This window comes from Terriglobia bacterium (assembly GCA_036496425.1).
GTDB lineage: Bacteria > Acidobacteriota > Terriglobia > 20CM-2-55-15 > 20CM-2-55-15 > 20CM-2-55-15.
This window is the reverse complement of the sequence record DASXLG010000271.1, coordinates 1-25,535: the sequence shown is the minus strand read 5'-3', so window position 1 is coordinate 25,535 and position 25,535 is coordinate 1. Positions and strand designations below refer to the sequence as shown.

Here is a 25,535-nt window from a genome sequence, read left to right as displayed (position 1 = left end):
TGAATGAAGCATTGAAGAAACCTGCGATGATGCAATGATCCAATATTCTTATCTTCCGGCGCAGGGCTTGATATCGCTGGTGATCTGGCCGAGGCTCGATACGAAACCCGGGCCGACGCGGCGGAAACTGCCGGCGAAGCCGGATTCGGAACGGATGAACGTGCTGGAACTGTCCAGCGGAAGAGCGGCGATATTGCGGCAGAACGCGTCCCACTTCCCGTCCTGACGGAGGTATTGTTCGACATTGGAAAGGTAGAAGGCGGCGACGGTTGCGCCGTTCGCTTTGAGATATTTCGCGACCGTTCGAATGGCCATCGGGCCGCCGAAGTCGCCGACCACAGGCACGACGAGATTCCTCGATTCGAGGTCCTTCATAAACCGGTAATTCTCTTCCGTAGCGAGGTAGCTTCGTTCGGCGCCACGCTCATCCGTGGCCGTCATGAGGTCGTCATACGACGGTGACGGACGCACTGCAAAGCCGGCTTCATAAAAGTTCCGGTAGATCTCGGCGATTCCATCCAGGTCACGCCGCAGCAGAGGAAGAGCGTGTGTCTTCGTCAAGCGGTCCTCAACAGCGGCCAGATTCCTGGAGAATGCCGTTTCATTCACTGCCGGCACGCGGTCAAAGGCATCGAACAACTGGGTGGCCGACACCGAGGGTGTGAGGCCGGACGGACGCTGCTTTGAAAACAGCATTGCAACGAAGTCCGCGCGATCCTTCGACAACTCGAAGAGCGCTTTGTACATCAGCTGCATATCGAGATTGCCGCGGCGGATATCGAAGATGATCGCGATTCGCGGCTTGAGCGCTGCAATGTACGTGTAATTCTGCTCCGGACCGACGCCGAGATATGCGCCTCCCGGCTTGACGCGCTTCAGGAGATCGCTCAGCACGTGTTCATACAACATCTCGTTCGAGGTGAGATTCGTGATGTCGGAGTTGCGGAAATACCCGCCGGGCTCGGATGAATCGGTCACCAGCTTCCAGAATTCCTGGTCCGCCAACCGTTCAGGCAGAGTCCACGCGCGGGCCGGCGGAGAATGAACAATCACTCCAAGCAGGACCGCGGCCAGGACGACGGCCGCCAAAGGCCATATCACTTTCGACATCATCGCCTTCAATGCTACAGGGCTTTGCATAAAAAGTCGTGCGCTTGTCGAAACATGATGCCCGGCTTATCTCCGGCGAGCCAGGATGGCATCCATCTCGTCCATGACGCGGTTCATCGCCTTCACGGTAAGGTCCAGCGGTTCATCCGTTGTCATGTCGACACCGGCGTCCTTCAACAGGTCGATCGGATACTTTGAGCCGCCGGCCGAAAGGAATGCCAGATAGCGTTTGAGCGCTGCGGGGTCGCCGCTCTGGACTTTTTCGGCCAGCGCCATCGAGGCGGTAAACGACGTCGCATACTGGTACACATAGAAGTCCCGGTAAAAGTGCGGAATATAGCTCCACTCGTTCGCGATGTAGTCGTCGACCACGCAGACGCCCTGATCATGGCCGTAATACTTCTTCGTGATGTCCAGATAGAGCTTTGACAGCGCCTGTCCCGTGATCGCCTGACCCTTGGCCGCCATTTCGTGCATTGCCAACTCGAACTCCGCAAATTGCGCCTGGCGAAATACGGTGCCTTTGATGTTTTCAAGGTAATTGCCGAGCAATGCGAGACGGGTGTCATCATCCTTCACGGTCTTGAGGACGTGATTGATCAGCAGCGTTTCATTGAACGTCGACGCCACTTCCGCAACGAAGATGGGGTAGTTCGCAAGCGGGTAAGGCTGATTCCTGTTCGAGAAGTAGCTTTGCATCGTGTGCCCCATCTCGTGGGCCAGCGTGCTGACATCCGCATACTTGCCGTTGTAGTTGATCAGCATGTAGGGATGAACGTCATAGGCGCCTCCATTGGAGTACGCCCCGGCGCGCTTGCCGTCGTTGGGGAAAAGGTCGATCCACCGGTTGTCATACGCGCGCTGCACGGTGCTTGTGTATTCCTTTCCGAGCGGCGCCACGGCCTCGAGGACAAGCTTCTGCGCAGCTTCCGGTGTGTACGTGAGATTCACCGAGCCGACAAGCGGCGCATAGAGGTCGTAATAATGAAGCTGATCCACGCCCAGCATGCGTTTACGCAATTTCAGATAGCGATGAAACGCGGGGAGGTTCTTGTTGACCCCGTCAATCAAGCGGTGGTAAACGCCGACAGGGACATTCGGTCCATCCAGCGAATACTGCAGCGCCGATTCGTACTTGCGGGCCTTCGCCATGAAAGCGACCTTCTGAACTTCGCCATTCGTGGTTGTTCCGAACGTCCCGGAGTATTTGCCGAGGGCGCCAAAGTAAGCGGACATGACTTTCTCGCGATCGGAACGATTCGGAAGCGCGCGCAGATCGGCGAAGGCGGACTGATCCAGACGCACGTCTTTGCCGTCGCTCAATGTGACCGTGGGAAAAGGAAAATCCGCATTCGAAAAAACGTTGTACACATTCGAAGACGCGCTCGCCATCGGGCCGGCGTCCGCCAGGAGCTTTTCCTCACCTTCGGTCAACGTGTGCGAAGCGCGACGCGCGGTGTCTTCAAGATAGAACCGGAAGACTTTGAGCCGCGGTTCGGCGGCAATGAACTGTTCGACTTTGCCTTTGTCGAAATGAAGAATCTCCGGCTCGATGTAGGCGGTTTCCGCGCCCGCGGCGGCCGCAAGCTGGGTCATCTCCTGTTTCATCCCGAGATGCGTGGCGTCCCGCGTGTCCTGGTCCGAAAGCATCGACGCATATGCATACAGACGCGACAATTCCTTGTCCTGGACCGAAGATTTTTCGAGGGCGTCCGCCAGTACGGTTGCAGACGAACCCAGCTTTCCCTTGTAGGCCTGCATCTGCGGCAGATCCTTTGCAAGCTTTTCTCTGGCCGCCCGCCACGCCGCTTCATTGGGATAAATGTCGGCCAGATTCCATTTAAACTTGTCCGGAATTTTCACGCGGTCGCGCTCCTGAGCCATAAGAGAAACGGTCAAACCCGTCACCACGAGGACGGCGGCAACATAACGCATTGTGGATTGCTTCTTCATTTTCTCCGCCCCTTTATCTTGATCCGGTTAGGATACATCGAAAAATCGGGTCCTCTACCGGAGATACCATGGAACATTGATGGTGACGATGCGCCGGTCGCCTTTCGAGACCCGCATCCCTCAGGATATGCGCCGATGGTTTGGCGATAACTGAAGTAAACAATCGTCAGAAGTGTAATAATAGCGAGGCTGATCGGCAGGATGTGCGGCAGGCCTGCAAGTCCAGCCGGTATCAGGATGGTCAGAGCCGCTTCAGGTCCGTAAGCAGCCGAATGCATCGAGGCCAAAGACGGAAACACCCCGTACGCTTCGATTACGTTGCTGTTCGCTTTCATCCAATGCAAGCGGCCGGCCAAAGATGAAGTCAAGGAATGACATGCCGAAATAAGTTCGCTTGTCCTGTTCGCAGAAATTCTGGAACCTTCCTTTTAGATTCTACGTCTATACAACGAGGCATTTGGGGATCAGCCTTGAAATTCTGACGTTTACGGTTCGTATTAAGTCGTGGAGAGCTACATGCGAAATGCTTCCCTCGCAGCATTAATTCTGATTTTCCTTAGCTATCTTTCTGCCGGCGCCCAAACATCCACATCGAAGTCTGTTCTTGGAACAGTCACATCCTTCAATAAGGATGCCAAAACCCTCGAGGTAAGGCCCGACAATGGCGTGCCGGTTCCGGTAAAACTTCTCGGAAATACAGTTGTTCAACGAATTGCGCCCGGACAGACCAATCTGGCTAACGCCGTCGCGATTCAACAGGCTGAAATTGCGGCAGGAGACCGTGTTCTGGTGACTGTGGCATCAAACGGTGCTGACGCGCTCCGCGTGGTCGTCATTTCCGCAAGTGATATTGCCCGGCGCGACGATGCGGACCGGCAGGATTGGGTCACACGCGGCATCAGCGGCGTGGTGGCTTCAAAGACGGGAGATCAAATCCTGCTTCAGAAATCCAAGAGTCCTGCCGGCGATGTGCAACCCGCAATCACCGTTTCGGCCAAGACAAAGTTTCGCCGGTACTCTCCGGATTCGGTCAAATTCGCCGACGCGAAGATCAGCAAATTGGACGAGATCAGCGCCGGCGATCAAATTCGTGCGCGGGGGCAAAAGAGTCCTGATGGACTGAAAGTCGACGCGGAGGAGATTCTGTTCGGGACTTTTCTTACGCAGGCGGGGTCGGTGGTATCGGTTGATGTTTCTGTTAAAGAGGTGACTCTGAAGGAACTCGGCAGCGGGAAAACGGTCATCATCAAGCTCACGCCGGACACCACCATTAAGCAGATGCCGTTGGCGCCCGCAGAGGGCCGCGGTACCGCTCCCGCAGGAGGCAACGTCGCGCAAATCGTCGACAAGCTGCCCGCCGGCAAAATCGAAGACATTAAACCCGGCACATCCATCGTCGTATCCAGTACAAAAGGGTCGCAGCCCGATAAGGTGACCGGAATTACCGTCGTCACCAACGCCGATCTCCTGATCCGCATGGCCAGTGCCCCTTCAGGCCGCGGCGGCGCGCTCGTCTTCGGCAGCGGCGACGGCGGCGGCCTCAGCGTCCTGGGATTGCAGTAATCCGAAACTAAATAGAACTTCATAGAAAGGGTCTCGATGAGGAGCGTCTATAGAATCGTCATTTTTTCTGCCCTGACCCTCTGTCTGTGTTTTGCGGCATTCGCGCAAAACAATCCACAACCTGCTCTTAAAGGCGTTGTTACAGATCCGTCCGGCGGCCGCATACCCGGCGCGACAATTCAGTTGCGCGCCGCGTCCGGCCAGCAACAGACACAGACGTCGAACGCGAACGGCGAGTACGTATTCACAAGCGTCCAGCCCGGGAACTACGACATTCAAGTGAGCGCGCCGGATTTCAAATCCGAGCAAAGGCAGGCGGTGAATCTCAGCGCCCCGGCGGCCCTGGATTTTCAGTTGGGTCTCGCGATTCAAGCGCAGGAAGTCACGGTCGAAGAGCAGGCCGCCACGGTCAGCCTCGACCCGGATTCAAACGCATCGGCGACCGTGCTGGACAAATCGGAACTGGAAGGCCTGTCGGACGACCCGGACGAACTCGCGCAACAGTTGCAGGCCCTTGCCGGTCCCGGCGTCGGTCCGGGGACGGGCGGCCAGATCTATACGGATGGCTTCAGTAACGGCACCATTCCGCCCAAAACGTCCATACGCGAGATCCGCATCAATTCGAATCCTTATTCGGCGGAATATGATTCGCCCGGCAACAACCGCATCGAAATCCTGACCAAGCCGGGCAGCGACGCCGTGCACGGACAGTTCTCCACGCAATTCAATAACGAGAACTTCAATACGCGAAGCCCGCTGTATGTCCAGTCGTCATCGCTGCCGCCTTACAAAAACCTGTTCTTTAACGGGAATATCTCCGGACCGATCCAGAAGAACAAGTCGTCGTTCACGTTCGACTTCGTCCGGCGCAACATTACGGAAAACGCATTCATCCTCGCGACAACTCTCAACAGCAGCCTGCAGCAGCAAAGCGTGAATCAGGCGCTCCTGTTACCTCAGACCTTCACAAGCTTCGTGCCACGCTTCGACTGGTCGATCAACGCAAATAACACGCTGACCGTCCGGTATGAAAACACCACGCAGGAACTCGACAATCAAGGGGCGAACGGGTTCAGCCTGCCGGAAACGGCCTATAACCAGACCATTGGCAGCCACATTTTGAGCGCGACGGAGACTGCCCTGGTCACGCCGATGCTCGTCAACGAAACCCGCTTCCAGTTTGCCCGATTCACACGCGCCGCGATTACACAGGGCACCGCGCCTGCGATTTCTGTCCAGGATGCCTTCACCAGCGGAAGCGCGACCATTGGCAACTCGCGGAACACCACAGACCGTTTCGAGCTCACGAACATATCCGTGCTGAATCGCGGAACGCACACTCTGAAATGGGGAGCCCGCCTCCGCCAATCCTTCAACGACGACGTGTCCGACAACAATTTCAAGGGTACATTCACATTCTTCGGCGGGACCGGCCCACAGCTCGACGCCAACAATCAACCGATTGCGGGAACGTCGGTCCAGCTTACCGGATTGGATGTTTACCAGCGAACGTTACTCCTTCAGCAACAGGGTTTCAGCGCATCGCAGATTCAAAAAGCAGGCGGCGGAGCGTCGCTGTTCAGCTTGAATACAGGAACCGCCCTGACCCGGGTGACGCAATTCGACATGGGCGCCTTCTTCAACGATGACTGGAAGCTCCGCCCGAACCTGACCTTGAGCTACGGCCTGCGGTATGAAATGCAGACAAACATCGCGGATAAAGCGGACTGGGGACCACGAATTGGTGTCGCATGGGGTATCGACGGCCAGGGGTCGACTCCGGCAAAAACCGTACTGCGGATCGGCGCGGGCCGCTTCTTCAATCGAGTGGGCGACTTCACGACCCTCAATGCCATCCGCTATAACGGATCAACACAACAATCGTACCTGCTGACCGACCCGAATTTCTTTCCCAATATTCCTTCGGCAGCTTCCCTGGCGGGATCGCTGCAGCCGCAGACGCTACAGCTGCTCGCACCCGATCTCAAAGGCGCGCAGCTCATTTTCGGAAATGTCGGGGTTGACCGGCAACTGGGCAAGTACCTCAAGGTCTCCGCGAACTTCAATATGCTGCACGGGCTGGATTTCATCCGCAGCCGCGATGTGAATGCTCCGCTGCCGGTTACGAACGCCTTTCCTTATGGAGACACGACGGTAAGGATGATGACGGAAAGCACCGGGGTTGCCGACCAGCGGCAATTCAACATCAACCCCACATTCAACTATAAGAAGATCTCGATATTCGCCAATTACGGCCTCAATTTCCTGAAGGCGGATTTCGACACGTTGCCTACGAACTATTACAACCTTCGCGCCGAATACGGACCGGCATTCGGCGATATCCGCCATCGGCTCACGCTTGGACCGACGTTCCCGCTGCCAGGAAAGCTGATCGCCAACACGATCTTTATCTATAACAGCGGCCGCGCCTACAACATCACAACGGGATTGCCGGACCCGTCAGGCGACGGATCCGCAGTTCAACGGCCGTCCCTGGTGGATCTGCCTGCTGCTTCATGCACCGGAGCAACGCTGGTGTACACCGCCCAATTCGGTTGTTTCAATTTGACCCCGGCGCCGGGGACTCCGGTCATCCCGAAGAATTACGGCCGAGGACCAAGCAATGCCAATATGAGCCTGCGGCTTTCTCGCACCTGGGATTTCGGCAAGAGCGAATCCGCGGGAGCGGCCGCCCTGGCTTCCACGCCCGGGCCGGCACAGGGCGCTGGTGTTCCGCCGGCTGCCAACCCTGGATCGTCGATGAGGTACCACATGACGCTCAGTGTCTACGCGATCAATCCGTTGAACCATCCGAATTTCGCGCAACCGGACGGGAACCTCACGTCCTCCTTCTTCGGAAAGCCATTGAGCCTCCAGGGCACGTTCACCCCAGGTAACGCAACGTACAACAGGAAGATGACGATGCAGGTTCAGCTGAGTTTCTAATGCCGCTCGATGAGCCTCCGAAACGTCGGCCTTGATGATCTGACAATCACCGATGAGACATCGTTCTCTCACGTTGCCGTTTATACACAACTCAAGCAAGCCCTGCGCAATTCCCGACACCAGTTTCGTGTTCCGACGGCAGGAACCGGAATGAGCTGGGACCGAACGATTTTCCTGAACCTCACGTTCTGGAGTGGTCACGAAGGGGCGGACGTGCTTTGCGACAACAGCGTGCACGCCGATGAGGTTGCGCACATGGCGTGGCACCACCTTGCCGCCAGGAATCTCGCAGGCGGCGCAAACCCGCCACTTGTCGAGTCGTGCGCCGATGCCCTTTTTTTTGCAGAATCCATTGCCAGCGCATTCGATCTTTACCTTGTCGGTCGACTTCTGCGCAACGTGCCCGACTCCACCTTCATCGCGACCCAGGTACCGATGATGTGGGAAGCAGCCGAGCAGAGCGGGGCCACGGAAACCGAGTTTGCCGCGTTGCTGGAGGAAGTGGTGAACGACCCGGAGCGCGCATTCGAAGATCTGCGCCGGCTGCTCTTCGACGTCACGATCGCGCTGCACGCTTGCCGGGACACAACCGGCGCTTATGACGTCCTTGAAAGCTTCGAGGGACACCGTTTCGGGTGTCTGCTGCATCACTATCAGCTATCGGCATGGGTGCTGTATGCAAAGGCCTACGGAGTTGCCGCAGTCGAACAACAATACGCCGTGCACGCGATCGACAGCACGTTACGCGCTACGCCCGTGGCGCTGGACTGGCTCATCGAACACTGGCTGCCGGCTTAATCTTGAGTTCATGTCTCAAAAACGCCCCCGACAAAACCGGATTCGCCACTTTGTCGCCAAAGAACAAATAATGCTGATCGACTGCCTCGCGCACCACTTCGGCTTGCCAATCGAGGAATGCGAACGGCTCATCGCTTTCGGAGCTGTCTACCAGGATCGGCAGCGGATTAACTCGAATCGGCTCCTTTCTCCGGGGCAATATATCCGAGTCCATTTGCACCCGAAGCGCTTTCCCGTGGATGGTATCGACTGGAGGAAGACGATCGTGCATGACGATAAGGAATTCGTCGTCATGAATAAGCCCGCCGGTATTCCTGTGCACGCGACGCTGGATAATCAAGTGGAGAACGCCCTTCATCAGCTGCGTCTGACCCTTGGCGGCTCCGTCTATGTGACGCACCGTCTGGATACCGAGGTGGGCGGCCTTATCGTGTTTGCAAAAACCGAAGAGTTCCAGCGGCAGTTCAATCGGCTTCTACTCGAGCGCAAGGTGAAGAAGCGGTATCGCGCGCTGGTGATCTCGGCTCCCGAAGTCGGTCGGCATATTCACTATATGGAGCCCACAGAGCGAAGCTCCAAAACTGTGAGCACGGAAAATCGTCCGAACTGGCTGGAGTGTGCGTTGCGTGTGGTGAAAGTAACACCTGGAACGTGCATTGTTCCCGCGCCGCAGACGTTCGACGTTGAGATCGATCTGGAAACGGGAAGAACACATCAGATTCGCGTTCAGCTGTCCGCCCTGGGCAGCCCGATCGTCGGCGACAAACTCTATGGTTCGCGAACTCGCTTTCAAGTCAATGGAACTCGCCTTCCCGGAATCGCGCTGTTCAGCGTCTCAACCACGTGGACGGGTCCTGACAGTAAGGAGTGGTCTTTCGTCGCCCTTCCACCATGGACGACGTAATCCCTAAGGACGGCTACACAGGTCAGGCCTGAAGAGCAATAAACGACCCGCTGCAGCGTGCTTGGAAGAAACATCCAGTTCCATTGGTACCTGAATTGTAGCTTCGATATGCAGGGGATCGTCTGATGGAATCCAGATTCCGTTTCCTTGCCGCAGCTTTGGCCGGTCTATCGCTATGTGCTTGCAGTACCGAAGCGAAAACCGAAGCCCAAGGAGAAACAGTCCTCGATACGCAATTTGGGGAAGCGACGTTCTATGCAAATTCTTTTCAGGGCGGAAAGACCGCGAGTGGAACGAAGTTCGACAATCGGAAGGCAACAGCCGCGCACCGGAACTATCCCTTCGGCACGGTCGTTCGTGTGACTAATCTTGAGAACGGCCGTTCGACAAATGTCGTCATCCTCGACCGCGGCCCTTATGGAAAAAATCACCGCGAAGGCGCCATCATCGATCTGTCTCGTGATGCGGCACGCGCGCTCGACGTGATCGAGAACGGCAAGGCGCGCGTGAAACTGGAAGTTCTCTCCTGGGGTAGTTGAACGGTGTGTCTACTTCGCGCGGCCCTTAAAGCCGGCGGCCACCATCTGAATTTTGTAGATGGTTTTTGCATTGTTGCGGACGCCTTCAGGAGTGGTGACCTCCTTGCCGTCCGGACCGAGGGCGCCGCTCCCGACCACATATAGCGTCCTCTTTTCCTTGCCGGAAAATGCGGCGCTGATGACGTTGCGGGGCGTGGGAATCGTCCCCAGGTAGTTACCTTGAGGACTGAATACCTGAACGCCAGGACCGGCCGTCACATATAGACGGCCGGCTTCATCGATGGCCATACCGTCGCCGTTACTGTCGTCCTGGAGCTTCGCGAACAGCCGGCGATTATTCACGTAGCCGTTCAGCTGGATGTCGAACTGCATGATTGTCTGACCGTTCGTGACGTAGAGTATTCTCTCGTCGGGACTGAGCATGATTCCATTGGTACGCAGGTCCGGGCCAAGACTGTTAATCTGGATCTCCTCCTTGCCCTTAACCAGCTTCAGCTTATTTCTTTTCGCCCGTGTCGTGACGTAGTACGCGGTACCGGATGTGAAATAGATTGTGTCATCCTTGTCCACGACCAGATCGTTGAGGCGTCCCAGCGACTTTCCCTCGAAATTGTCGATGATGGTTCTGCGGGCCTCTTCCGGGTAGATGACCGCTATCGCCGTCGGCTCCGAACACGCGGCACCCCCGCTGCCGGGATCGGTGCAGGTTCTCTCGACGGCCAGAACGCGTCCTTTGTCATCGATGGCCAGCGCGCCGGCGCCGTGCGTATTCTCCACGTAAACCGAATCCTTATCGTTCTTATCCAGCTTGCGGACAGTGCTTGGCTGTTCCTGGGCGAAGAGCAGTCCGCCGTCCTTCGTTCCGACAATGCCGTCGGCGTTGTCCGTTCCCTGCCAGACCAGTCCCCACTTGGCGTCCGCGTCGATAACATCCGGAATCGCGGTGACGGTGACCTCGCGAGCTGTTCTTTCCTGAGCGGGCCGAACCTGCCCCTGCTGTGCATAAATCAAACCGGCGGCAACGCTCCATATGGAGAGCGCGCCCACCGCAACGAACTTCGTATCCATAACAGTACAAGTGTATCTTACGTAGAGGAGGACAAATGAAACGAAAAGCTTCTGCGGTGTGGCAAGGCGGGCTCAAAGACGGCAAGGGAACGATATCCACGGACAGCGGTGTACTGATCAATACACCGTACTCGTTTTCAAAGCGTTTCGAAGAAGAGAAAGGCACGAATCCTGAGGAGTTGATCGCCGCGGCTCATTCGAGCTGCTTCGCAATGGCGACTTCGGCACAGTTGGATGCCGCCGGCATCAAAGCTCAGAGCATTGCGGCGTCGGCAACGGTCACTCTGGAGAAAGTCGGTGACGGGTTCTCCGTCACGGCCAGCCATCTGGAAGTCACGATCAAAGCGCCCGGCGCGGATCGCGCCAAGGTTCAGACTGCAGCGGATAATGCCAAGGCCGGCTGCCCGATCTCGAAGCTGTTGAATGCGAAGGTCAGCATGGAAGCGAAGATCGAAGTTTAGCCGCAGATGACGCGGATGACGCAGATGGGTGCACCAAGGTCTTTTATGCACCCATCTGCGTCATCCGCGTCATCTGCGGCTAATCCTCAAACTCCTTCAATGCGGCTTCCCACTTACCTTGAGCGCGCAGGATCAGCTCCACCACTTCCCGGATAGCGCCTTCCCCGCCCCGCACACGCGTGACGTAGGCAGCGCGGGAAGCGACATCTTGAGAGGCGTTGGCGACGGCAATAGGCAGGCCGACGCGGGAAAACAGCGGCAGATCCTGGACATCATCTCCGACATAACAGACGCGGTCTTTCGTAAGGTTGGTTTTCTTGAAAATCTCCTCGATCGCGGAGGTCTTGGTCCGTCCGAGGCCGTGATAAAAGAATTCCACCTTCAACTCTTCGGCGCGGCGTGACAGCGCGGCCGAACTGCGGCCGGAAATGATGCCGGTCCTCATGCCGGCGCGGCGCGCCATGGCGAGAGCCGCTCCGTCATTGACGTTGAATGCTTTTGCTTCAACGACGCTGCCGTCCGGCATCGGAACCAGGAGGAGTTTGCCGTCCGTGAGGACACCGTCGACGTCCATCAACACGAGCTCGATTTTCCACGCCAGCGGCGTTATGTCTTTTTCAGGCATGTCCGTATCTTAATCACTTCTTCGAGAAGCGGCGCCAATAATGACAAGCGCAACGCGTTGGGGCCGTCCGACAAAGCCTTCGCCGGATCATCGTGGACTTCCATGAACAGACCGTCCACGCCGGCGGCCACGCCGGCGCGAGCGAAGTGGGGAATGTACTGAGGCTGGCCGCCGGAACTCTGGCCTTGAGCGCCCGGCAGCTGCAGGCTGTGCGTGACATCGAAAATGACGGGACAACCGAAACTCTGCATGATAGGAAAACTGCGGAAATCGACGACCAGGTTGTTATAACCGAAAGACGCGCCGCGCTCGGTCAGCAGAACCTGGGAATTCCCGGATTCGCGCAGCTTGTCGACGACGTTCTTCATCTCCCATGGGGCGAGGAACTGTCCCTTTTTAACGTTGACCATCTTCCCGGTTTCCGCCGCCGCCACAAGCAGATCGGTTTGACGCGATAGAAATGCCGGAATCTGAAGCACGTCCAGAACTTCGCCGGCCGGCCCGCAGTGGGAAGCTTCATGTACATCGGAAAGAACAGGGACGTTTATCTGCTCGCGAATGTCGCCGAGAATCTTCAGGCCTTCCTTCATGCCGGCGCCTCGAAACGACTTGATCGAGCTGCGATTCGCCTTGTCGTACGAAGCCTTGAAGATAAAGGAAACGCCGGCCGCGGAAGTAATCTTCTTCAGCTCCGAGGCCATGAAGAATGCGTGATCACGGCTCTCGATCACGCAGGGACCGGCGATCAGGAATAGTTCACGCCCGAGTTCGGCGTACTTCAGCGGAAGTTGTTGCATGGCTCAGGCGATGTTCATACGACGCATTAATAAATGATGCGAAGAGCGGATGCGGAGCCAGCGGCTTCGACTTGAACTCCGGATGGAACTGGCATCCGAGGAACCACGGATGGTCGGCGATCTCCACAATCTCCACAAAGTTTTTGTCGGGCGAGACTCCCGAAATGATCAGGCCGTTATCGGTCAGGGCCTTCTCGAACTGCCGGTTGAATTCATAACGATGGCGATGCCGCTCGGAAATCACTGCCGATCCGTAGATCCGGTTCGCGAGCGAACCGGGCTGCAGGTCCGCCGGATAAGCTCCGAGACGCATGGTCCCGCCGATGGTATCGATGCCGAGCAGATCGCGCAATTTGTAAATAACCGGGTATGGCGTGTTGGCGTCGAATTCGGTGCTGTTCGCGGCTTTCAAGCCGCAGACATTGAGCGCATATTCGATCGTGGCGCATTGCATGCCGAGACAAATTCCGAAATACGGGACCTTCTCCTCGCGCGCGAACTGAATGGCGCGAATCATTCCGGGAATGCCCCGCTTGCCGAAACCTCCGGGAACCAGGATGCCGTCGAACTGGCGCAGCGTGGCGGGTTCTTTACCGTCTTCCAGGCTTTCGGCTTCGATCCAATGAATTCGTGTTCTCAGGTTATGAACCAGCCCGCCGTGAATCAGCGCCTCGCGAAGGCTCTTATATGCGTCCTCCAGTTCGACGTATTTGCCGACGACGCCGATATGGACCTCGTCCATCGGATTGTGCACACGTTCGATCAACGCTTTCCAGTCGTCCATCCTGCGTTCGGAGTTCGGAAGGTGCAGCTGCCGGACAATCTCATCGTCGAGTCCTTCGGCGGCAAGCACAAGCGGCACTTCATAAACACTTTCGACATCTTTCGCGGTGATGACGGCGTGCTCCGACAGGTTGCAGAAAAGAGCGATCTTGGATTTCATATCCGGCGACAGGAACCGGTCTGTACGGCACAAAAGGATGTCGGCCTGAATTCCGATTTCAAGCAGTTCCTTGACGCTGTGCTGGGTCGGCTTGGTCTTCAATTCACCGGCGGTAGGAATGAAAGGCACCAGAGTCAGGTGGATAAATAAGGAGTGTTCGCGCCCGACTTCCTGGCGCAGCTGCCGGATCGCCTCAAGGAAAGGAAGGGATTCGATATCGCCGACGGTGCCGCCGATTTCGACGATCGTGATGTCCACGTCCTCCGACACACGACGAGCGGCAGCTTTGATTTCGTTCGTCACGTGAGGAATGACCTGGACCGTCTTCCCCAGATAATCCCCGCGCCGCTCCTTCTGAATGATGGTTTCGTAGATGCGGCCGGTGGTGAGGTTATTCTTGCGGGTCAGTTCCGCGTGCGTATAGCGTTCGTAGTGGCCGAGGTCGAGATCGGTCTCCGCACCGTCGTCGGTGACGTAGACTTCGCCGTGCTGGTACGGGCTCATCGTGCCCGGATCCACATTTAAATAAGGGTCGAATTTCAGCAGGTTGACCGTGAACCCGCGGCTTTCCAGCAAACAACCGATTGAAGCGGACGCGAGGCCTTTCCCCAGCGATGAAACCACTCCGCCCGTCACGAAGATGAATTTCTTTTCCATTTATCAGTCCCGGCTCCCAACTAATTCTTTATACCTTTCAAGGTCGGCAGGCGTATCGATGCCCCACGATTCGTTTGCGACCTCAACCACGCGAATCCGATATCCGTGCTCCAGCGCCCTCAACTGTTCCAGCCTTTCGGCGATCTCGAGAGGCGTGCGCTCGAGTTTCGAAAATTTTCTGAGAAAATCCACCCGGTAAACGTAAAGGCCGAGGTGGAGAAAACAGGTCCCTCCCGATGGAATTTTCGCGCGGGAAAAATATAGCGCGATTCCATTCCGGTCCGTTACGACCTTGACCCGGTTCGGATCATCGGCTGCGGCAGGCTCCAATTTTGTCATCAGGGTTACAATTTCGGCGTCTCCGAGTGCGGCCGCGGCAATGGCCTGGTCGATGTCGGAGGGCTCGATCATCGGCTCGTCCCCCTGGACGTTCACCACTAGCGCCTGGGAATCGAGGGTTTCGGCAGCCTCGGCCAAACGGTCTGTGCCACTTGGATGGTCATTCCGGGTCATAATAACGGTCCCGCCGAACCGCTCGACTGCGTCGGCAATCCTCTGATCATCCGTCGCCACAAGAATCCGGGTCACCAGCGAAGCCTGCTGGACTCGCCTGTAAACGTGCTCTATCAACGTTTTTCCGTCTATTTGGGCTACGGGTTTTCCAGGGAAACGAGTGGAGTTGAACCTTGCCGGGATGATCGCGATGGCGGCATCGAGCTGCATCAAAATACCGCACTTCATCCTATCATGACGCTACCGGACAGGGCAGGTCATCTTTTGGCAGAAGATTTGCAAGGCATTGGGCTAGATGACTGGGCTAACGCCGCCCGGCCGTTCTCTGGAGGTCTGGTGGAGATTTTAAAAAAGGTGAACCGATCAAGTTGCATTCAACCGGAGCACGTTCATATAATGGCGCTAATTTATTGAATGGATCGGCAGTCACCCCCAGGAGATAGGGCAATGACTCGGAAAAAGTGGACTCTGATTTTGGCGGCGCTCCTGCTTGCAGCGCTCCCCGTCGCTATCATCGCACGAACGGCTCGGAGTCAGGCTTCCCTGCAAAACGCTGCCGACAAGAAGCCTTCGCAGACCCTTAAGGTTGACGTCGATCTGGTGCTCGTCAATGCGACAGTCACCGATCAACTCAATAGATACGTCAGCGGATTGGAATCGCAGCACTTCCAGATCTGGGAAGACAAAGTCGAACAAAAGGTTGAATATTTCAACGCCGAAGATGTACCGATCAGCGTTGGCATCATTTTCGATGTCAGCGGCAGCATGAAAGAGAAGATCGGAACTTCCACACAGGCTGCTGCGACATTTTTGAAAACCGGCAATCCAGATGATGAGTACTTTCTCGTGACCTTCGCGAATCGGCCCGAAGTGGTCGCCGATTTCACGACAGACGTCACGAGGCTTCAGAGCAAGCTGCTCATGACCAACGCCAAGGGCATGACGGCCATGTACGATTCGGTCTACCTGGGCCTCGAGAAGCTCAAGGAAGGCAGCAATCCGAAAAAGGCGCTCCTTCTGATTACCGACGGCGAGGACAATCGCAGCCGGTACACCTTCCAAAACGTCAAAGACTTCGTCAAAGAACAGGACGTGCAGATCTATGGGATCGGCATCGTCGATGACTTTAATTCACAGTTGAACGCCGGGCGTAGCGGCCGCGCGATGATCGAAGAATTAGCGGACCTCACCGGAGGACGCGCATTCTTCCCGGATTCCGTACAGGAACTGGACGATATCTGCACGAAGATCGCGGTCGAGCTGAAAAATCAGTACGTACTCGGCTATCATTCAACGAATGGAGCGAAGGACGGGAAGTGGCGCAAGCTCAAAGTGAAAGTGAATCCTCCCAAAGGAATCCAGCACCTGAACGTGCGGGCCAAGTCGGGCTACTTTGCCGCGATGGCCGACGCAGCGCCTGCGACCAAAGACTAACGTCTTTCAATAGGAGACATGCGTAAATTCCTTTTCATTGCAGTTGTGTGTCTGTCGAGTTTTGCGCTCGCCGCGCAGGATAAACCGCAGCCGCAGAAAGGTCAGAACGACAAGGATTTCAGCCTGAAAGTCGAGACCGTTGAAGTCCAACTCCCGGTTTCCGTGCAGGATAAGGAAGGACGGCCGGTCGACGGCCTGAAACAGGAAAACTTCCAGGTCTTCGAAGACAAAGTCCAGCAGACGATCAAAACCTTCCGCCACGAAGACATTCCCCTGAGCCTCGGTCTGGTCATCGACAACAGCGGCAGCATGCGCAACAAACGCGAACGTGTGAACAGCGCGGCTTTGGCTTTCGTGCGGGAGAGCAATCCGGACGACGAGACCTTCATCGTCAATTTCGACGACTCCGCCTATCTCGAGCAGGATTTCACCGGCAGTATCGGCGATCTGGTCGATGCCCTCGACAACATCGATGCGCGCGGGGAGACCGCGCTGTACGACGCGATCTACCTGTCGTCGGATCATCTCAAGGCCGGCAAGAAAGACAAGAAGGCCATCCTGCTGATCACCGACGGCGAAGATAATGTCAGCAAATACAACTTCAACAAAGTCATCGACGCGTTGCGCCAGTCGAAAGTGACTCTATACGCGATCGGCCTGCTCGAAGAAGACGACACACGCGGCGGACTGTTTCACGATGCGCCTTCCAAGAAAGCCAAGGGCGACCTGGTCAAATTCGCCGAAATCACCGGCGGCCAGGCGTTCTTCCCGAAGAGCCTCGATGAAGTCGAGGACATCACAAAGCGCATCGCCCACGATATCCGGAATCACTACACCATTACCTACACGCCGACAAACGCGAATCTCGACGGCACGTACCGTGAAATCAGCGTAAAAATCACCACTCCGAAGAATGCGGGTAAGATCACGTGGCGGGCAAAACCCGGGTATTACGCGCCGAAAGCCCAGGCCGTATCCAGCAATCAGTAAGAAACTATTGCAGGTTGCATCTGCAATAAGCCCTTTTTATAGCCAAAATTGCTATACTCCCTCTTTACTCTGAATGGATTTCCACCACAAAGAAATACTCAAGCGCTACGCCAGAATGGCAACCGGGCGCCCGTTCGCGCCCATCCTGCTGAACATACTGATCACCTCGGTGTGCGACATGCGGTGCGTCCACTGTTTCTTCACCGACGAACTGGACGATAAGCCCCGCAAGAAACTGCAGATGACGACTGAAAATGTCGTCCGGATCAGCGAGACCCTGGGCGCCAATCTCGGCGTATTGATCATCGCGGGCGGCGAGCCCTTCACCCGCAAAGACCTCCCCGAGATTGCGCGCGCGTTCTACGAGAACAACAAGCTCGAATCGATCTACCTGATGTCCAATGGACAGATTCAGCAGCGAATCATCCCCGACGTTTCGCGGATTCTGCAGGAATGCCCGAATCTCAATGTTACCGTGGCCCTCGGAATCGACGGACTGAAGGAAGACCACGAATCGATCCGGCAAAAGACGGGCAGCTGGGACATTGCAATTGACACCGCTCGCAAGCTCCAGGCCATCAAACGCGAGAAGCCGCAGCTCGATATTCAAACCTGCACGTGCTTCATGAACAGCAACCAGGACCGGATTTTCGACTGGTATGACTTTTTGAAATTCGAGCTGAAGCCGGATAAGGTCAATTTCAATTACATTCGCCCGCCGTCCGCCCGGCCGAAAGAATTGATCATCGACAAGAGCCGGTATGACCGGCTTTCCCACATGATCAACGCCGATTCCCGTCACGCCGCGATCAAGAACAATTACTCGGGCGATGCCGGATTCTTCAAGGCGGCGGTCGACGTTTACATGCACGACCTGATCGCCAGAACCGCGTTCGAGGGAAGGCCGCAGCTGCAATGCTGGGCCGGAACGGCCGGCGCCGTCATTTATGACGAAGGCACGGTTTCGAGCTGCGAAATTCTCGATTCGGTCGCTAACCTGCGCGAATACAACTGGGACTTCTCGAAACTCTGGTACTCGCCGGCCATGGACGGACGCCGCGAAAGCGTCGCGAATGGCTGCTTCTGCACTCACGAGAGCAACTGCTACTACCCTTCGCTTCCGTTCAATCCGACTCATCTCGTCGAGATCAAAAAAATCGAAAACGAGATGAAAGAAAGTGCTGCCGCCGCTCGTCAGCTGGTTTAAAGAAAACCAGCGGCCGCTGCCGTGGCGCGCGACATACGATCCCTACCATGTCTGGGTGTCGGAGGTCATGCTCCAGCAGACCCAGGTCGAAACCGCGCTTCCCTATTACGAACGTTTCATCCGCGAGTTTCCCACGGTCGAATTGCTGGCTCGTGCCGACGAGCAGAGGGTCCTCACCCTCTGGGCCGGACTCGGATACTACCGGCGCGCAAAGAACTTCATGGCGGCCGCCAAAAATGTCGTCGAGAACCATGGCGGGAAAATTCCTGCCGATTACGATGCGCTGCTCGCCCTCCCCGGCATCGGCCAATACATGGCAGGCGCAATCCTGAGCATCGCCTTCAACAAGCCCTATCCCGTTGTCGACGGGAATGTGCGGCGTGTGCTCTCGCGTGTCTTCGGATGGACGGAGGAGAATCCCAAAGCCTTGTGGGAAGCGGCCACACGCCTGGTTCAGGAAGCCGAACCTCGACTGGTCAATCAGGCCGTCATGGAATTGGGCGCCAAGGTCTGCTCCTTCAAGTCTCCCCGCTGTCTGATCTGTCCTTTGCAATCGTCATGCGCCGCGTTTCGAACGGGCATGCAGGACAAGATCCCTGCAGTGAAGAAACGGCCGGCAACCGTCCATGTGCACCTTAGTGCGGTAATCTGTAAGAAAGATGATCGCTACCTGATGCGGAACGTGAACGGGATGTGGGAATTTCCGATGTTGAACGAGTTGCCCGAAGGGTCGTTTGAAAATGTCGGGGAATGCAAACACACCATTACGCATCATCGGCTGGATGTGAGTGTTTACAGCGGCAAAATCGAGCAAAGTGGGTTCGAATGGACGGACATTGATGCAGTACCGATGTCTTCCCTGACCCGGAAAATATTAATCAGCCACAAAAAGCACAAAAGCACTTCTTAGCTTTTGATGCTTTTTCAGAATTGTAAGAAAAACAAACGGGGTGTGAGAGATATGGGTAGCTTGTAACGGCCCTGTCAACTTCGGCCAAGCCTGACGCCGACGGGCACGATGCGGCACTTTTACCTGATGCGGATCACAGTTGCAACCAGCCTCGGAGTTTATCGTCCAGGGAGTCGCGGTCCATTGCGGTGATACTGCCGATGATCGCGTTTTCACGCCCGATGGAACATTCAGCCCGGCTGCTTGCCACTCCTGCAGCGGAAAATCGGTGTTGGATAAAACGGATGAGACTGGGACGACAAAGACATCTGGTGTTTTGCCGCCGATAACAATTGCCGGACGAACCTTTCGACTGGTCAGATCCGTAAATGGGATCGGTAGGAGAACGACGTCATTTCTGGAGCAGGTCATTGAAAACATCCGGCGGCGTCGTTGTCCCAAACCTTTTTGAGCGATTCCTCGGAAAGCTTCAGCCATGCCTCTCGCTCCAGATCAGAGTCGATAGTCACGCGAACATGAGCATGTCCGGCAACGGAAGCGGTTGCTGAAGTACCAGTCTCCCATTCTCGTAAATCGCATCAACGGTTTGATCATCACCAAAAAATAGCACCGTTGCGCATTGCCGCGGAATTCTTGGAATTCCAGCCAGATCAATAAATTCGGTGTCTGTCCCCGGAACTCCTTCAATTGTAGAGGACTTCTGATTTCACAAGGCCAGCTGTTTTCCTTATACTCGCGATGGTATTAATCTGTGTCTAAACCCCATTTGCTTCACCGCCGCTTGTTGGCCGAAGATCTCATGCGTCGTCGACGGCCCGACGAGCAGCAGCGATATGTGGCGTCACAGCGGCTTGCCCGAATCGATCCTAACCCGCACCAGGTTGATGCGGTGGTGTTTGCGTTGCGCCGAATCCCCGAGGGCGGATGCATTCTTGCCGACGAGGTTGGTCTTGGGAAAACGATCGAAGCCGGCCTCATCATGGCGCAGATGCTCGCCGAGGGAGCACGTCGTATTCTCCTCATTGTGCCCAAATCGCTACTGGGACAATGGCAATCGGAACTCTATGCCCTCTTCCGGATCGAGGCGCGGGAAGGCAGGGCCAATCCCGAAGCATTCATAGGAGAAGGCGTTTGTAGCACACTGGAAATGGCGGGAAGAACTCGTCAGAGATATGGCCGATTTACGCAAGCTGGCCGACGACGAACTGGCGTCTACTGTCCTGCGAATCCGATTAGACATCACTGTTAACCTTCAGGAATTCAGAGAAGTCGAAGCCATACTTGCGGAATTGAAAGGCACGTCGGCTACCCACGGAAAGGCAGGAGTTCTTGCCATTGAACGCTCTGGATTAAAACTCGAAATTGATGCGGGCGACCCGTTCGTCAACCAGGCACTGCCGGAAGTCGTGAACCTGACAGCCGCAGCCTTGCGGGAGATGGCGCGAACGAGGCCGGAAGCGAAGCATGCCCTTGTTGTACTGCAGAAGCTGCTGCATGAAGCGCACGCAGGTGGTTGCTGAGATGCGACTCCGCTTTCTAGCTGTTGAACACTTCCGTTGCATCAGGTCGGCTCAAATTACATTCGGGCCCGGTCTCAACGTTTTGCACGGTCGAAACGATCTGGGCAAGTCGAGTCTTGCTGAGGCGATCCGTGCGGCACTTCTACTCCCGCCCACTTCGGTCGATCACAAACCCTTCATTCCGGCAGGCACCGATCACGTACCGAAAGTCATACTTGAATTTGAAAAAGGCGACGACTGCTTCCGTATTACGAAGACCTTCGGCACGGGAGCCCGAGGTACCGCTACGTTGGAGAAATCCCGCGACGGTCAACGCTGGCATCCTCTTGCGTCAGCCAGAGATGTGGATGGCAAAGTTCGCGAGATGCTCTCCTGGGGAATCCCTTCTCCAGGCGGTAGGAGAAGCCCTCACGGCGGCGCGCCGCCGCGGCAGCTATAAATCTTCAGGTCGAAATCCGCTTATCGGAACTAAAATTCGAATCTCGGAGAGAGAATCCGGATTTCGGAGCTCGAATTCGACTCTCGGAAATAGAGTTCGGGTTTCGGAGCTCGAATTCGTTTTTCGGAACCAGAATTCGGATTTCGGAGTTCAAATTCGATTTTTGGAACTAGAGTCCGAATTTCGGAGCTCAAATTCGATTTTCGGAATCAGAATCCTGATTTCGGAGCTCGAATTCGATTTTCGGAACTAGAATTCGGTTTTTGGAGCTCACATTCGATTTTCGGACCTAGAATCCGGATTTCGGAGTTCACATTCGACTTTCGGAACTGGAATCCGGATTTCGGAGTTCGCATTCGACTTTCGGAACTGGAATCCGGATTTCGGAGCTCACATTCGATTTTCGGACCTAGAATCCGGATTTCGGAGTTCACATTCGACTTTCGGAACTAGAATCCGGATTTCGGAGTTCACATTCGATTTTCGGAACTGGAATCGGTAAGTTTCCCAAACGGAAGCATCGAAATTCAATCTACCCCTTTGAAATCAATATAATAGAGAGTTCTGCCCACCGTGCAGAGGGTTTAGCGATTCGAAAGAATGGCGATACCCTGGCTTTTAAGATCCCAGCAGACGAGGATCGCCGGTCACCAGGGTCAAATCAAAGACTCTCGCGAAAGCTGCAATGAAGTGGTCGGCGGGATCAGCATGAAGCTTCATTTCTTGAGCACTTCCCAATCACCGGTGCTGCTTGCCGGTGAAATGATGTCTCCTTTGATCTTGATCGTTCCCGTCATGGAACCAGGTTTTCGTCCCTTACTCGAGGAAAATGAGGGTGGGGTTACCTCTGCGATAGGTTGACCGAAACGCGTTACAAGGATCGGTTTCCGAGTGCGCTTGACGCGCTCAAGAACCTCAAGGCAGGTGGCCTTGAATTTGGATATCGCAATTTGTTCCATGGGTTCCGCTTCACATCCAGCATACCATCCACCATGGTCAACAACTATGGTCACACCATCCCCCCGAGCTATTGGAAGAAAGCCGCCGCGTTGACTTTGGTAGTCGTAAGATTCATCCGGATTTTTGTGCGGCAAAGACTCCCGCGCCGCACCGCGACGGCGTGCCGCAGGATTACGCATACCCTGCGATTCCCCTCGCTAGTCGAGTGAAACGATACTCAGTGCCGCAATCGTGAGGGACCCCCAACAATTGGATCTCGTAAGCGGAGCCCGCAACTCTCGCGAAGGCGTTCGCCGAAGCATGTTTCACATTGGAATTTTCAATTCCTTGTTTTTTTTAATCCCTACTGTCATAGGCTCTCATCGCACTTTGGTGGTAAGTGTGGTTTCCAGCATCATGATGAACCTGGGCGCGATCGGCATCTTCGCAGGGCTTGACGACGACGCATTAGCGCAAATCGCTTTGCGGTTGAAGGTGCGTCATCTAGAGCGCAATCAGATGCTGTTCAGGCACGGTGAGCAGGGCTCAAGCCTCTTCGTGATCCGGCAGGGCGTGTTACAGGTGTTTCTCCAGCACGCCGACGGCACGACGCCGCTGGCCCGCCTGCACGGCGGCGATGTCATACGGCGCTGATTGCCGGGGGCGCACGCACCGCCAGCGCGATCGCGATTATGCCTTCCGAGGTGCTTGAACTGACCCAGGACGCATTCACGGAACTCTACAGCCGTTATCCACAGGTTCTCATCAATCTCGTGCGGATTCTCAGCCAGCGCCTGACTCGCACGAACAGCCGGACGGGTGAACGCCATCATTGGGGCGAGACTATCGCTCTGGTCCTGTGTCCGCCGCAGCGGCTGGCCGCCGAAGCACTTTTCGCCGAAACGCGCGACGCAAGTCCAGGTGCCGTCACGGCGCTCGACCTCACCGGCGTCCTGGCAGGGGGGGCCCCGGTGTGCAACAACACACGAGCGTGGAAGCGGTGCTGGCCTCGGTTGACGAGCTACGCTTCGATCATGCGACGCTCCTGGTGTTCACCAGTCCCCAACAAACGGACCTGACTGCGCTGCTGAACAACATGGAGCGCGTGTTTTTGGTCGGGAACCCTTTTGCGATCAGCCAGGCCGCAGCCCGGTGCGCGGGCGAGCGTCCCACTGCGGCGATCCCGCTCACAGCCAGCGCGGACAATAACCAGACGCTCGCCGGTCTGCCCGTCCCGCGCGCCATCCGTCCGAGTCACCCGGATGATCTCGAATGGCTGGGGCGGCATCTGGCGCGCACCAAGCTGGGCGTCGCGCTCGGCGGCGGTGGAGCGAAGGGTTTTGCCCATATCGGGGTGATGCAAGTCCTGGAAGAAACCGGGCATCCCGTTGACTACCTGGCAGGGAGCAGTGCTGGAACGCTCGTAGGCGCGCTGCTGGCGATGGGCTTGAGCGCAGCCGAAGCGGCAGTGTCCATCCGTAGGCACATGAACCCGGAAAACGTCGCAATCTTGATGAAGGGCATGTTGGGCGGCGCCGAACCGCTGCAACTCATGATCCGGCTGCTGCGGGAGATGACTCAAGACTGCACGTTCGCCGACTTGAAGATCCCCATGGTCATTTTGACCGTCGACCTTGACACCCGGCGCCCGTACCCCATCCGCAGCGGCCTGGTCTGGGAGGCGGTGCTGGCATCGTCGGTTCTCCCCGGCATGTTTCCCCCGTATATCCTGGACGGCCGGCGGCTGATTGACGGGGCGGTCATGGCGCCAGTGCCCACGAGCTATGTGATGGAAGCCGGGGCCGACGTTACTCTCGGCATCGATATCCTGAGCGGCAATTTGCCCGCGTGGCCCGGCGATGATCCGCCGAACCCTGACGCTTCGCGGCGCACCATGAACATCATCGAGGCGCTCGTAGACACCATGGTGCTGGGATATGCGGACGCCAGCGCGCGTCACGCTGCTATGGCGGACGTGGCCGTGACGCCACAGTTCGGCCCCAGCAGTTACAAGGATTTCGATATGGCAGACCGCTTTGTGGCGGCGGGCCGGGAAGCGGCGCACGCCAGGTTATCGATGTTGGAGCGTTATGCGCCTTCCCTGACCCGGAGGGCGGAACACAGACTGGCAGAACACACACGTATCTGAAGGAGGAACGAGAATCATGGTTATGGAACAAAAAGAGCAAAAACGGTTCACTTTCTCCGACATGAAAGACATTTTGATCGCAGCGATGGCGCTGCAGGGACGGCAGATCCAAGTGCCGGAAGACCGCAACTTCGTGATCACCGATCTAGGAGTGGACTCGCTGGCGATGGTGCAGATTCTGCTGGATGTCCAATCGCGTTTTGGCGTAGTGATCCCGCAGGAGGATATCGGCCAGTTGCAAACCATCGGCGGAGCCATTGACTACATGGACCGGCGCTTGCAGCAGTGAACGCCCGGCGCTTCCGGTATGGGCCCGGACGAGCAACGGAGTAACCATGCTGCCGGACAGTCCTCCCCGACCGACGATCCTTGCCAACCCCTGGCCGGAAACCTTCCGTGGCCAATGGGTGATCTATTCTTACGACCTCGCGATGGAAATGCTGCGAGCCGATGGACGAGGGTTTGAACAGGGCGATCTGTATGACGGTGAGGGGGGCTGCCGCTATCCGAATGCCGCGGTGGTTGCGGCTTCCGGGGAAGCGCATCGCCGATTGCGGATGCAGATCATCGATCACTTCAGCAGAGAGCGGGTGGAACACTATACAAAGACCTTGATCGAGCGAGAGGCCGACTCGGTGCGGGAACGGCTGCTGCGCGCAGGCGGCGGCGACCTGCAGCACGAGGCGGTGGAGTTCACCTGGGCTGTCAGCGCAGCACTGCTGGGGGTTGACGGCGTAACGGCGGCGGAGATCTTCCCGGCGATGGAACAATGGATTTACCACAAGTCCTTGCAGAACGGGCCGCCGGCAGAACAGGCGTTCCAAACGATGAAAGATCTCGTGGCACCGTCGATAGCGAGACGCCGAACGGACCCACAGAGCGACCTTTACACCGCTCAGGTACAAGTCAGCGACGACGATGAGGTTGTGTTGGAACGCGCCGCGATGATCGTTTACGCTTCACTGCACTTTACCCCGATGGCCGTTTGCCGCACCGCCTATTTGATTGATGAGCATCAGCTTGAGAAAACGACCGGCCATGATGCATTGGTGGCGGCGTTCTATGAGACC

27 protein-coding genes are annotated in these 25,535 nt (G+C 56.5%); 17 read left to right on the top strand and 10 right to left on the bottom strand.

All coding sequences use genetic code 11. The features are described 5' to 3' along the window. Window positions 1-48: 48 nt before the first annotated feature. The 3 genes from VGK48_19690 to VGK48_19680 are packed head-to-tail and all read right to left on the bottom strand — an operon-like array spanning window position 49 to window position 3,398. Window positions 49-1,140 (bottom strand): hypothetical protein, encoded by a 1,092-nt coding sequence (locus tag VGK48_19690; GenBank protein HEY2383404.1) that lies wholly within the window; start codon window positions 1,138-1,140, stop codon window positions 49-51. Between the two features lie 36 nt (window positions 1,141-1,176). Continuing rightward, window positions 1,177-3,063 (bottom strand): oligoendopeptidase F, encoded by a 1,887-nt coding sequence (pepF, locus tag VGK48_19685; GenBank protein HEY2383403.1) that lies wholly within the window; start codon window positions 3,061-3,063, stop codon window positions 1,177-1,179. Next, the gene (locus VGK48_19680) at window positions 3,060-3,398 is read right to left on the bottom strand and encodes a hypothetical protein (protein ID HEY2383402.1); all 339 of its coding nucleotides are present in this window, start codon (window positions 3,396-3,398) and stop codon (window positions 3,060-3,062) included. The genes pepF and VGK48_19680 overlap by 4 nt, the downstream gene beginning before the upstream one ends. Before the next feature lie 181 nt (window positions 3,399-3,579). On the opposite strand from VGK48_19680, the gene VGK48_19675 reads away from it, so the two are divergent. From VGK48_19675 to VGK48_19655, 5 genes are all read left to right on the top strand, one after another. Continuing rightward, window positions 3,580-4,626, top strand: a complete 1,047-nt coding sequence (locus VGK48_19675; GenBank protein HEY2383401.1) for a hypothetical protein — start codon at window positions 3,580-3,582, stop codon at window positions 4,624-4,626. A 36-nt stretch (window positions 4,627-4,662) separates the two neighbouring features. Next, window positions 4,663-7,572: a carboxypeptidase regulatory-like domain-containing protein gene (locus tag VGK48_19670; protein ID HEY2383400.1), complete on the top strand. Its 2,910-nt coding sequence runs from the start codon at window positions 4,663-4,665 to the stop codon at window positions 7,570-7,572. Between the two features lie 9 nt (window positions 7,573-7,581). After that, a complete protein-coding gene (locus VGK48_19665) occupies window positions 7,582-8,370 on the top strand; it encodes a hypothetical protein (GenBank protein HEY2383399.1) in 789 nt (262 codons plus the stop codon). Between the two features lie 70 nt (window positions 8,371-8,440). Then, window positions 8,441-9,274 (top strand): RluA family pseudouridine synthase, encoded by an 834-nt coding sequence (locus tag VGK48_19660; GenBank protein ID HEY2383398.1) that lies wholly within the window; start codon window positions 8,441-8,443, stop codon window positions 9,272-9,274. 125 nt (window positions 9,275-9,399) lie between these two features. Next, window positions 9,400-9,813 (top strand): septal ring lytic transglycosylase RlpA family protein, encoded by a 414-nt coding sequence (locus tag VGK48_19655; GenBank protein HEY2383397.1) that lies wholly within the window; start codon window positions 9,400-9,402, stop codon window positions 9,811-9,813. Window positions 9,814-9,822: 9 nt separating this feature from the next. Here the strand turns inward: VGK48_19655 and VGK48_19650 are convergent, their stop codons facing one another. After that, window positions 9,823-10,881 carry an SMP-30/gluconolactonase/LRE family protein gene (locus tag VGK48_19650; protein ID HEY2383396.1) on the bottom strand — a complete coding sequence of 353 codons (1,059 nt, stop codon included), beginning with the start codon at window positions 10,879-10,881 and terminating at the stop codon, window positions 9,823-9,825. A gap of 35 nt (window positions 10,882-10,916) precedes the next feature. Between VGK48_19650 and VGK48_19645 the strand changes: the two genes are divergently transcribed. Then, window positions 10,917-11,342, top strand: a complete 426-nt coding sequence (locus tag VGK48_19645; GenBank protein ID HEY2383395.1) for an OsmC family protein — start codon at window positions 10,917-10,919, stop codon at window positions 11,340-11,342. Between the two features lie 79 nt (window positions 11,343-11,421). Here the strand turns inward: VGK48_19645 and VGK48_19640 are convergent, their stop codons facing one another. Genes VGK48_19640 through kdsB form a run of 4 tightly spaced genes read right to left on the bottom strand, consistent with a single transcriptional unit; the run spans window position 11,422 to window position 15,087 of the window. Further along, the gene (locus tag VGK48_19640) at window positions 11,422-11,967 is read right to left on the bottom strand and encodes an HAD hydrolase family protein (GenBank protein ID HEY2383394.1); all 546 of its coding nucleotides are present in this window, start codon (window positions 11,965-11,967) and stop codon (window positions 11,422-11,424) included. Next, on the bottom strand, window positions 11,949-12,764 hold the full coding sequence (kdsA, locus tag VGK48_19635) for a 3-deoxy-8-phosphooctulonate synthase (GenBank protein HEY2383393.1): 816 nt from the start codon (window positions 12,762-12,764) through the stop codon (window positions 11,949-11,951). Before kdsA ends, VGK48_19640 begins: the two co-directional genes overlap by 19 nt. Next, on the bottom strand, window positions 12,724-14,364 hold the full coding sequence (locus VGK48_19630; GenBank protein HEY2383392.1) for a CTP synthase: 1,641 nt from the start codon (window positions 14,362-14,364) through the stop codon (window positions 12,724-12,726). The genes kdsA and VGK48_19630 overlap by 41 nt, the downstream gene beginning before the upstream one ends. Window positions 14,365-14,367: 3 nt before the next feature. After that, window positions 14,368-15,087: a 3-deoxy-manno-octulosonate cytidylyltransferase gene (gene kdsB / locus VGK48_19625; GenBank protein ID HEY2383391.1), complete on the bottom strand. Its 720-nt coding sequence runs from the start codon at window positions 15,085-15,087 to the stop codon at window positions 14,368-14,370. Window positions 15,088-15,324: 237 nt separating this feature from the next. Between kdsB and VGK48_19620 the strand changes: the two genes are divergently transcribed. The 4 genes from VGK48_19620 to mutY all read left to right on the top strand — a co-directional run bounded on the left by VGK48_19620 (window position 15,325) and on the right by mutY (window position 19,418). Continuing rightward, a complete protein-coding gene (locus VGK48_19620; protein ID HEY2383390.1) occupies window positions 15,325-16,311 on the top strand; it encodes a VWA domain-containing protein in 987 nt (328 codons plus the stop codon). A gap of 18 nt (window positions 16,312-16,329) precedes the next feature. Beyond that, a complete protein-coding gene (locus VGK48_19615; protein ID HEY2383389.1) occupies window positions 16,330-17,301 on the top strand; it encodes a VWA domain-containing protein in 972 nt (323 codons plus the stop codon). A 73-nt stretch (window positions 17,302-17,374) separates the two neighbouring features. Continuing rightward, the gene (locus tag VGK48_19610; GenBank protein ID HEY2383388.1) at window positions 17,375-18,508 is read left to right on the top strand and encodes a radical SAM protein; all 1,134 of its coding nucleotides are present in this window, start codon (window positions 17,375-17,377) and stop codon (window positions 18,506-18,508) included. Beyond that, a complete protein-coding gene (gene mutY, locus VGK48_19605; protein ID HEY2383387.1) occupies window positions 18,480-19,418 on the top strand; it encodes an A/G-specific adenine glycosylase in 939 nt (312 codons plus the stop codon). The genes VGK48_19610 and mutY overlap by 29 nt, the downstream gene beginning before the upstream one ends. Here the strand turns inward: mutY and VGK48_19600 are convergent. Further along, window positions 19,383-19,895 (bottom strand): hypothetical protein, encoded by a 513-nt coding sequence (locus tag VGK48_19600; protein HEY2383386.1) that lies wholly within the window; start codon window positions 19,893-19,895, stop codon window positions 19,383-19,385. The two genes, mutY and VGK48_19600, sit on opposite strands and share 36 nt — an antisense overlap. 322 nt (window positions 19,896-20,217) lie before the next feature. Here VGK48_19600 and VGK48_19595 point away from each other — a divergent pair, with 322 nt between their 5' ends. Then, on the top strand, window positions 20,218-20,667 hold the full coding sequence (locus VGK48_19595; GenBank protein HEY2383385.1) for an SNF2-related protein: 450 nt from the start codon (window positions 20,218-20,220) through the stop codon (window positions 20,665-20,667). After that, complete coding sequence (locus VGK48_19590) at window positions 20,591-20,938, top strand: hypothetical protein (GenBank protein HEY2383384.1); 348 nt, start codon at window positions 20,591-20,593, stop codon at window positions 20,936-20,938. The genes VGK48_19595 and VGK48_19590 overlap by 77 nt, the downstream gene beginning before the upstream one ends. A gap of 1,155 nt (window positions 20,939-22,093) precedes the next feature. Here VGK48_19590 and VGK48_19585 read toward each other — a convergent pair. Then, entirely contained in the window at window positions 22,094-22,516 is a 423-nt protein-coding gene (locus VGK48_19585) for a type II toxin-antitoxin system prevent-host-death family antitoxin (GenBank protein HEY2383383.1), read from the bottom strand. A gap of 202 nt (window positions 22,517-22,718) precedes the next feature. Between VGK48_19585 and VGK48_19580 the strand changes: the two genes are divergently transcribed. From VGK48_19580 to VGK48_19560, 5 genes are all read left to right on the top strand, one after another. After that, on the top strand, window positions 22,719-22,970 hold the full coding sequence (locus VGK48_19580; GenBank protein HEY2383382.1) for a cyclic nucleotide-binding domain-containing protein: 252 nt from the start codon (window positions 22,719-22,721) through the stop codon (window positions 22,968-22,970). A gap of 38 nt (window positions 22,971-23,008) precedes the next feature. After that, the gene (locus VGK48_19575; protein ID HEY2383381.1) at window positions 23,009-23,395 is read left to right on the top strand and encodes a hypothetical protein; all 387 of its coding nucleotides are present in this window, start codon (window positions 23,009-23,011) and stop codon (window positions 23,393-23,395) included. Continuing rightward, window positions 23,308-24,465, top strand: a complete 1,158-nt coding sequence (locus VGK48_19570; GenBank protein ID HEY2383380.1) for a patatin-like phospholipase family protein — start codon at window positions 23,308-23,310, stop codon at window positions 24,463-24,465. Before VGK48_19575 ends, VGK48_19570 begins: the two co-directional genes overlap by 88 nt. A 16-nt stretch (window positions 24,466-24,481) precedes the next feature. After that, window positions 24,482-24,754 carry a phosphopantetheine-binding protein gene (locus tag VGK48_19565; GenBank protein HEY2383379.1) on the top strand — a complete coding sequence of 91 codons (273 nt, stop codon included), beginning with the start codon at window positions 24,482-24,484 and terminating at the stop codon, window positions 24,752-24,754. A 46-nt stretch (window positions 24,755-24,800) separates the two neighbouring features. Continuing rightward, window positions 24,801-25,535, top strand: a 735-nt coding sequence (locus VGK48_19560) for a cytochrome P450 (GenBank protein ID HEY2383378.1), incomplete at its 3' end; no start/stop codon positions are given.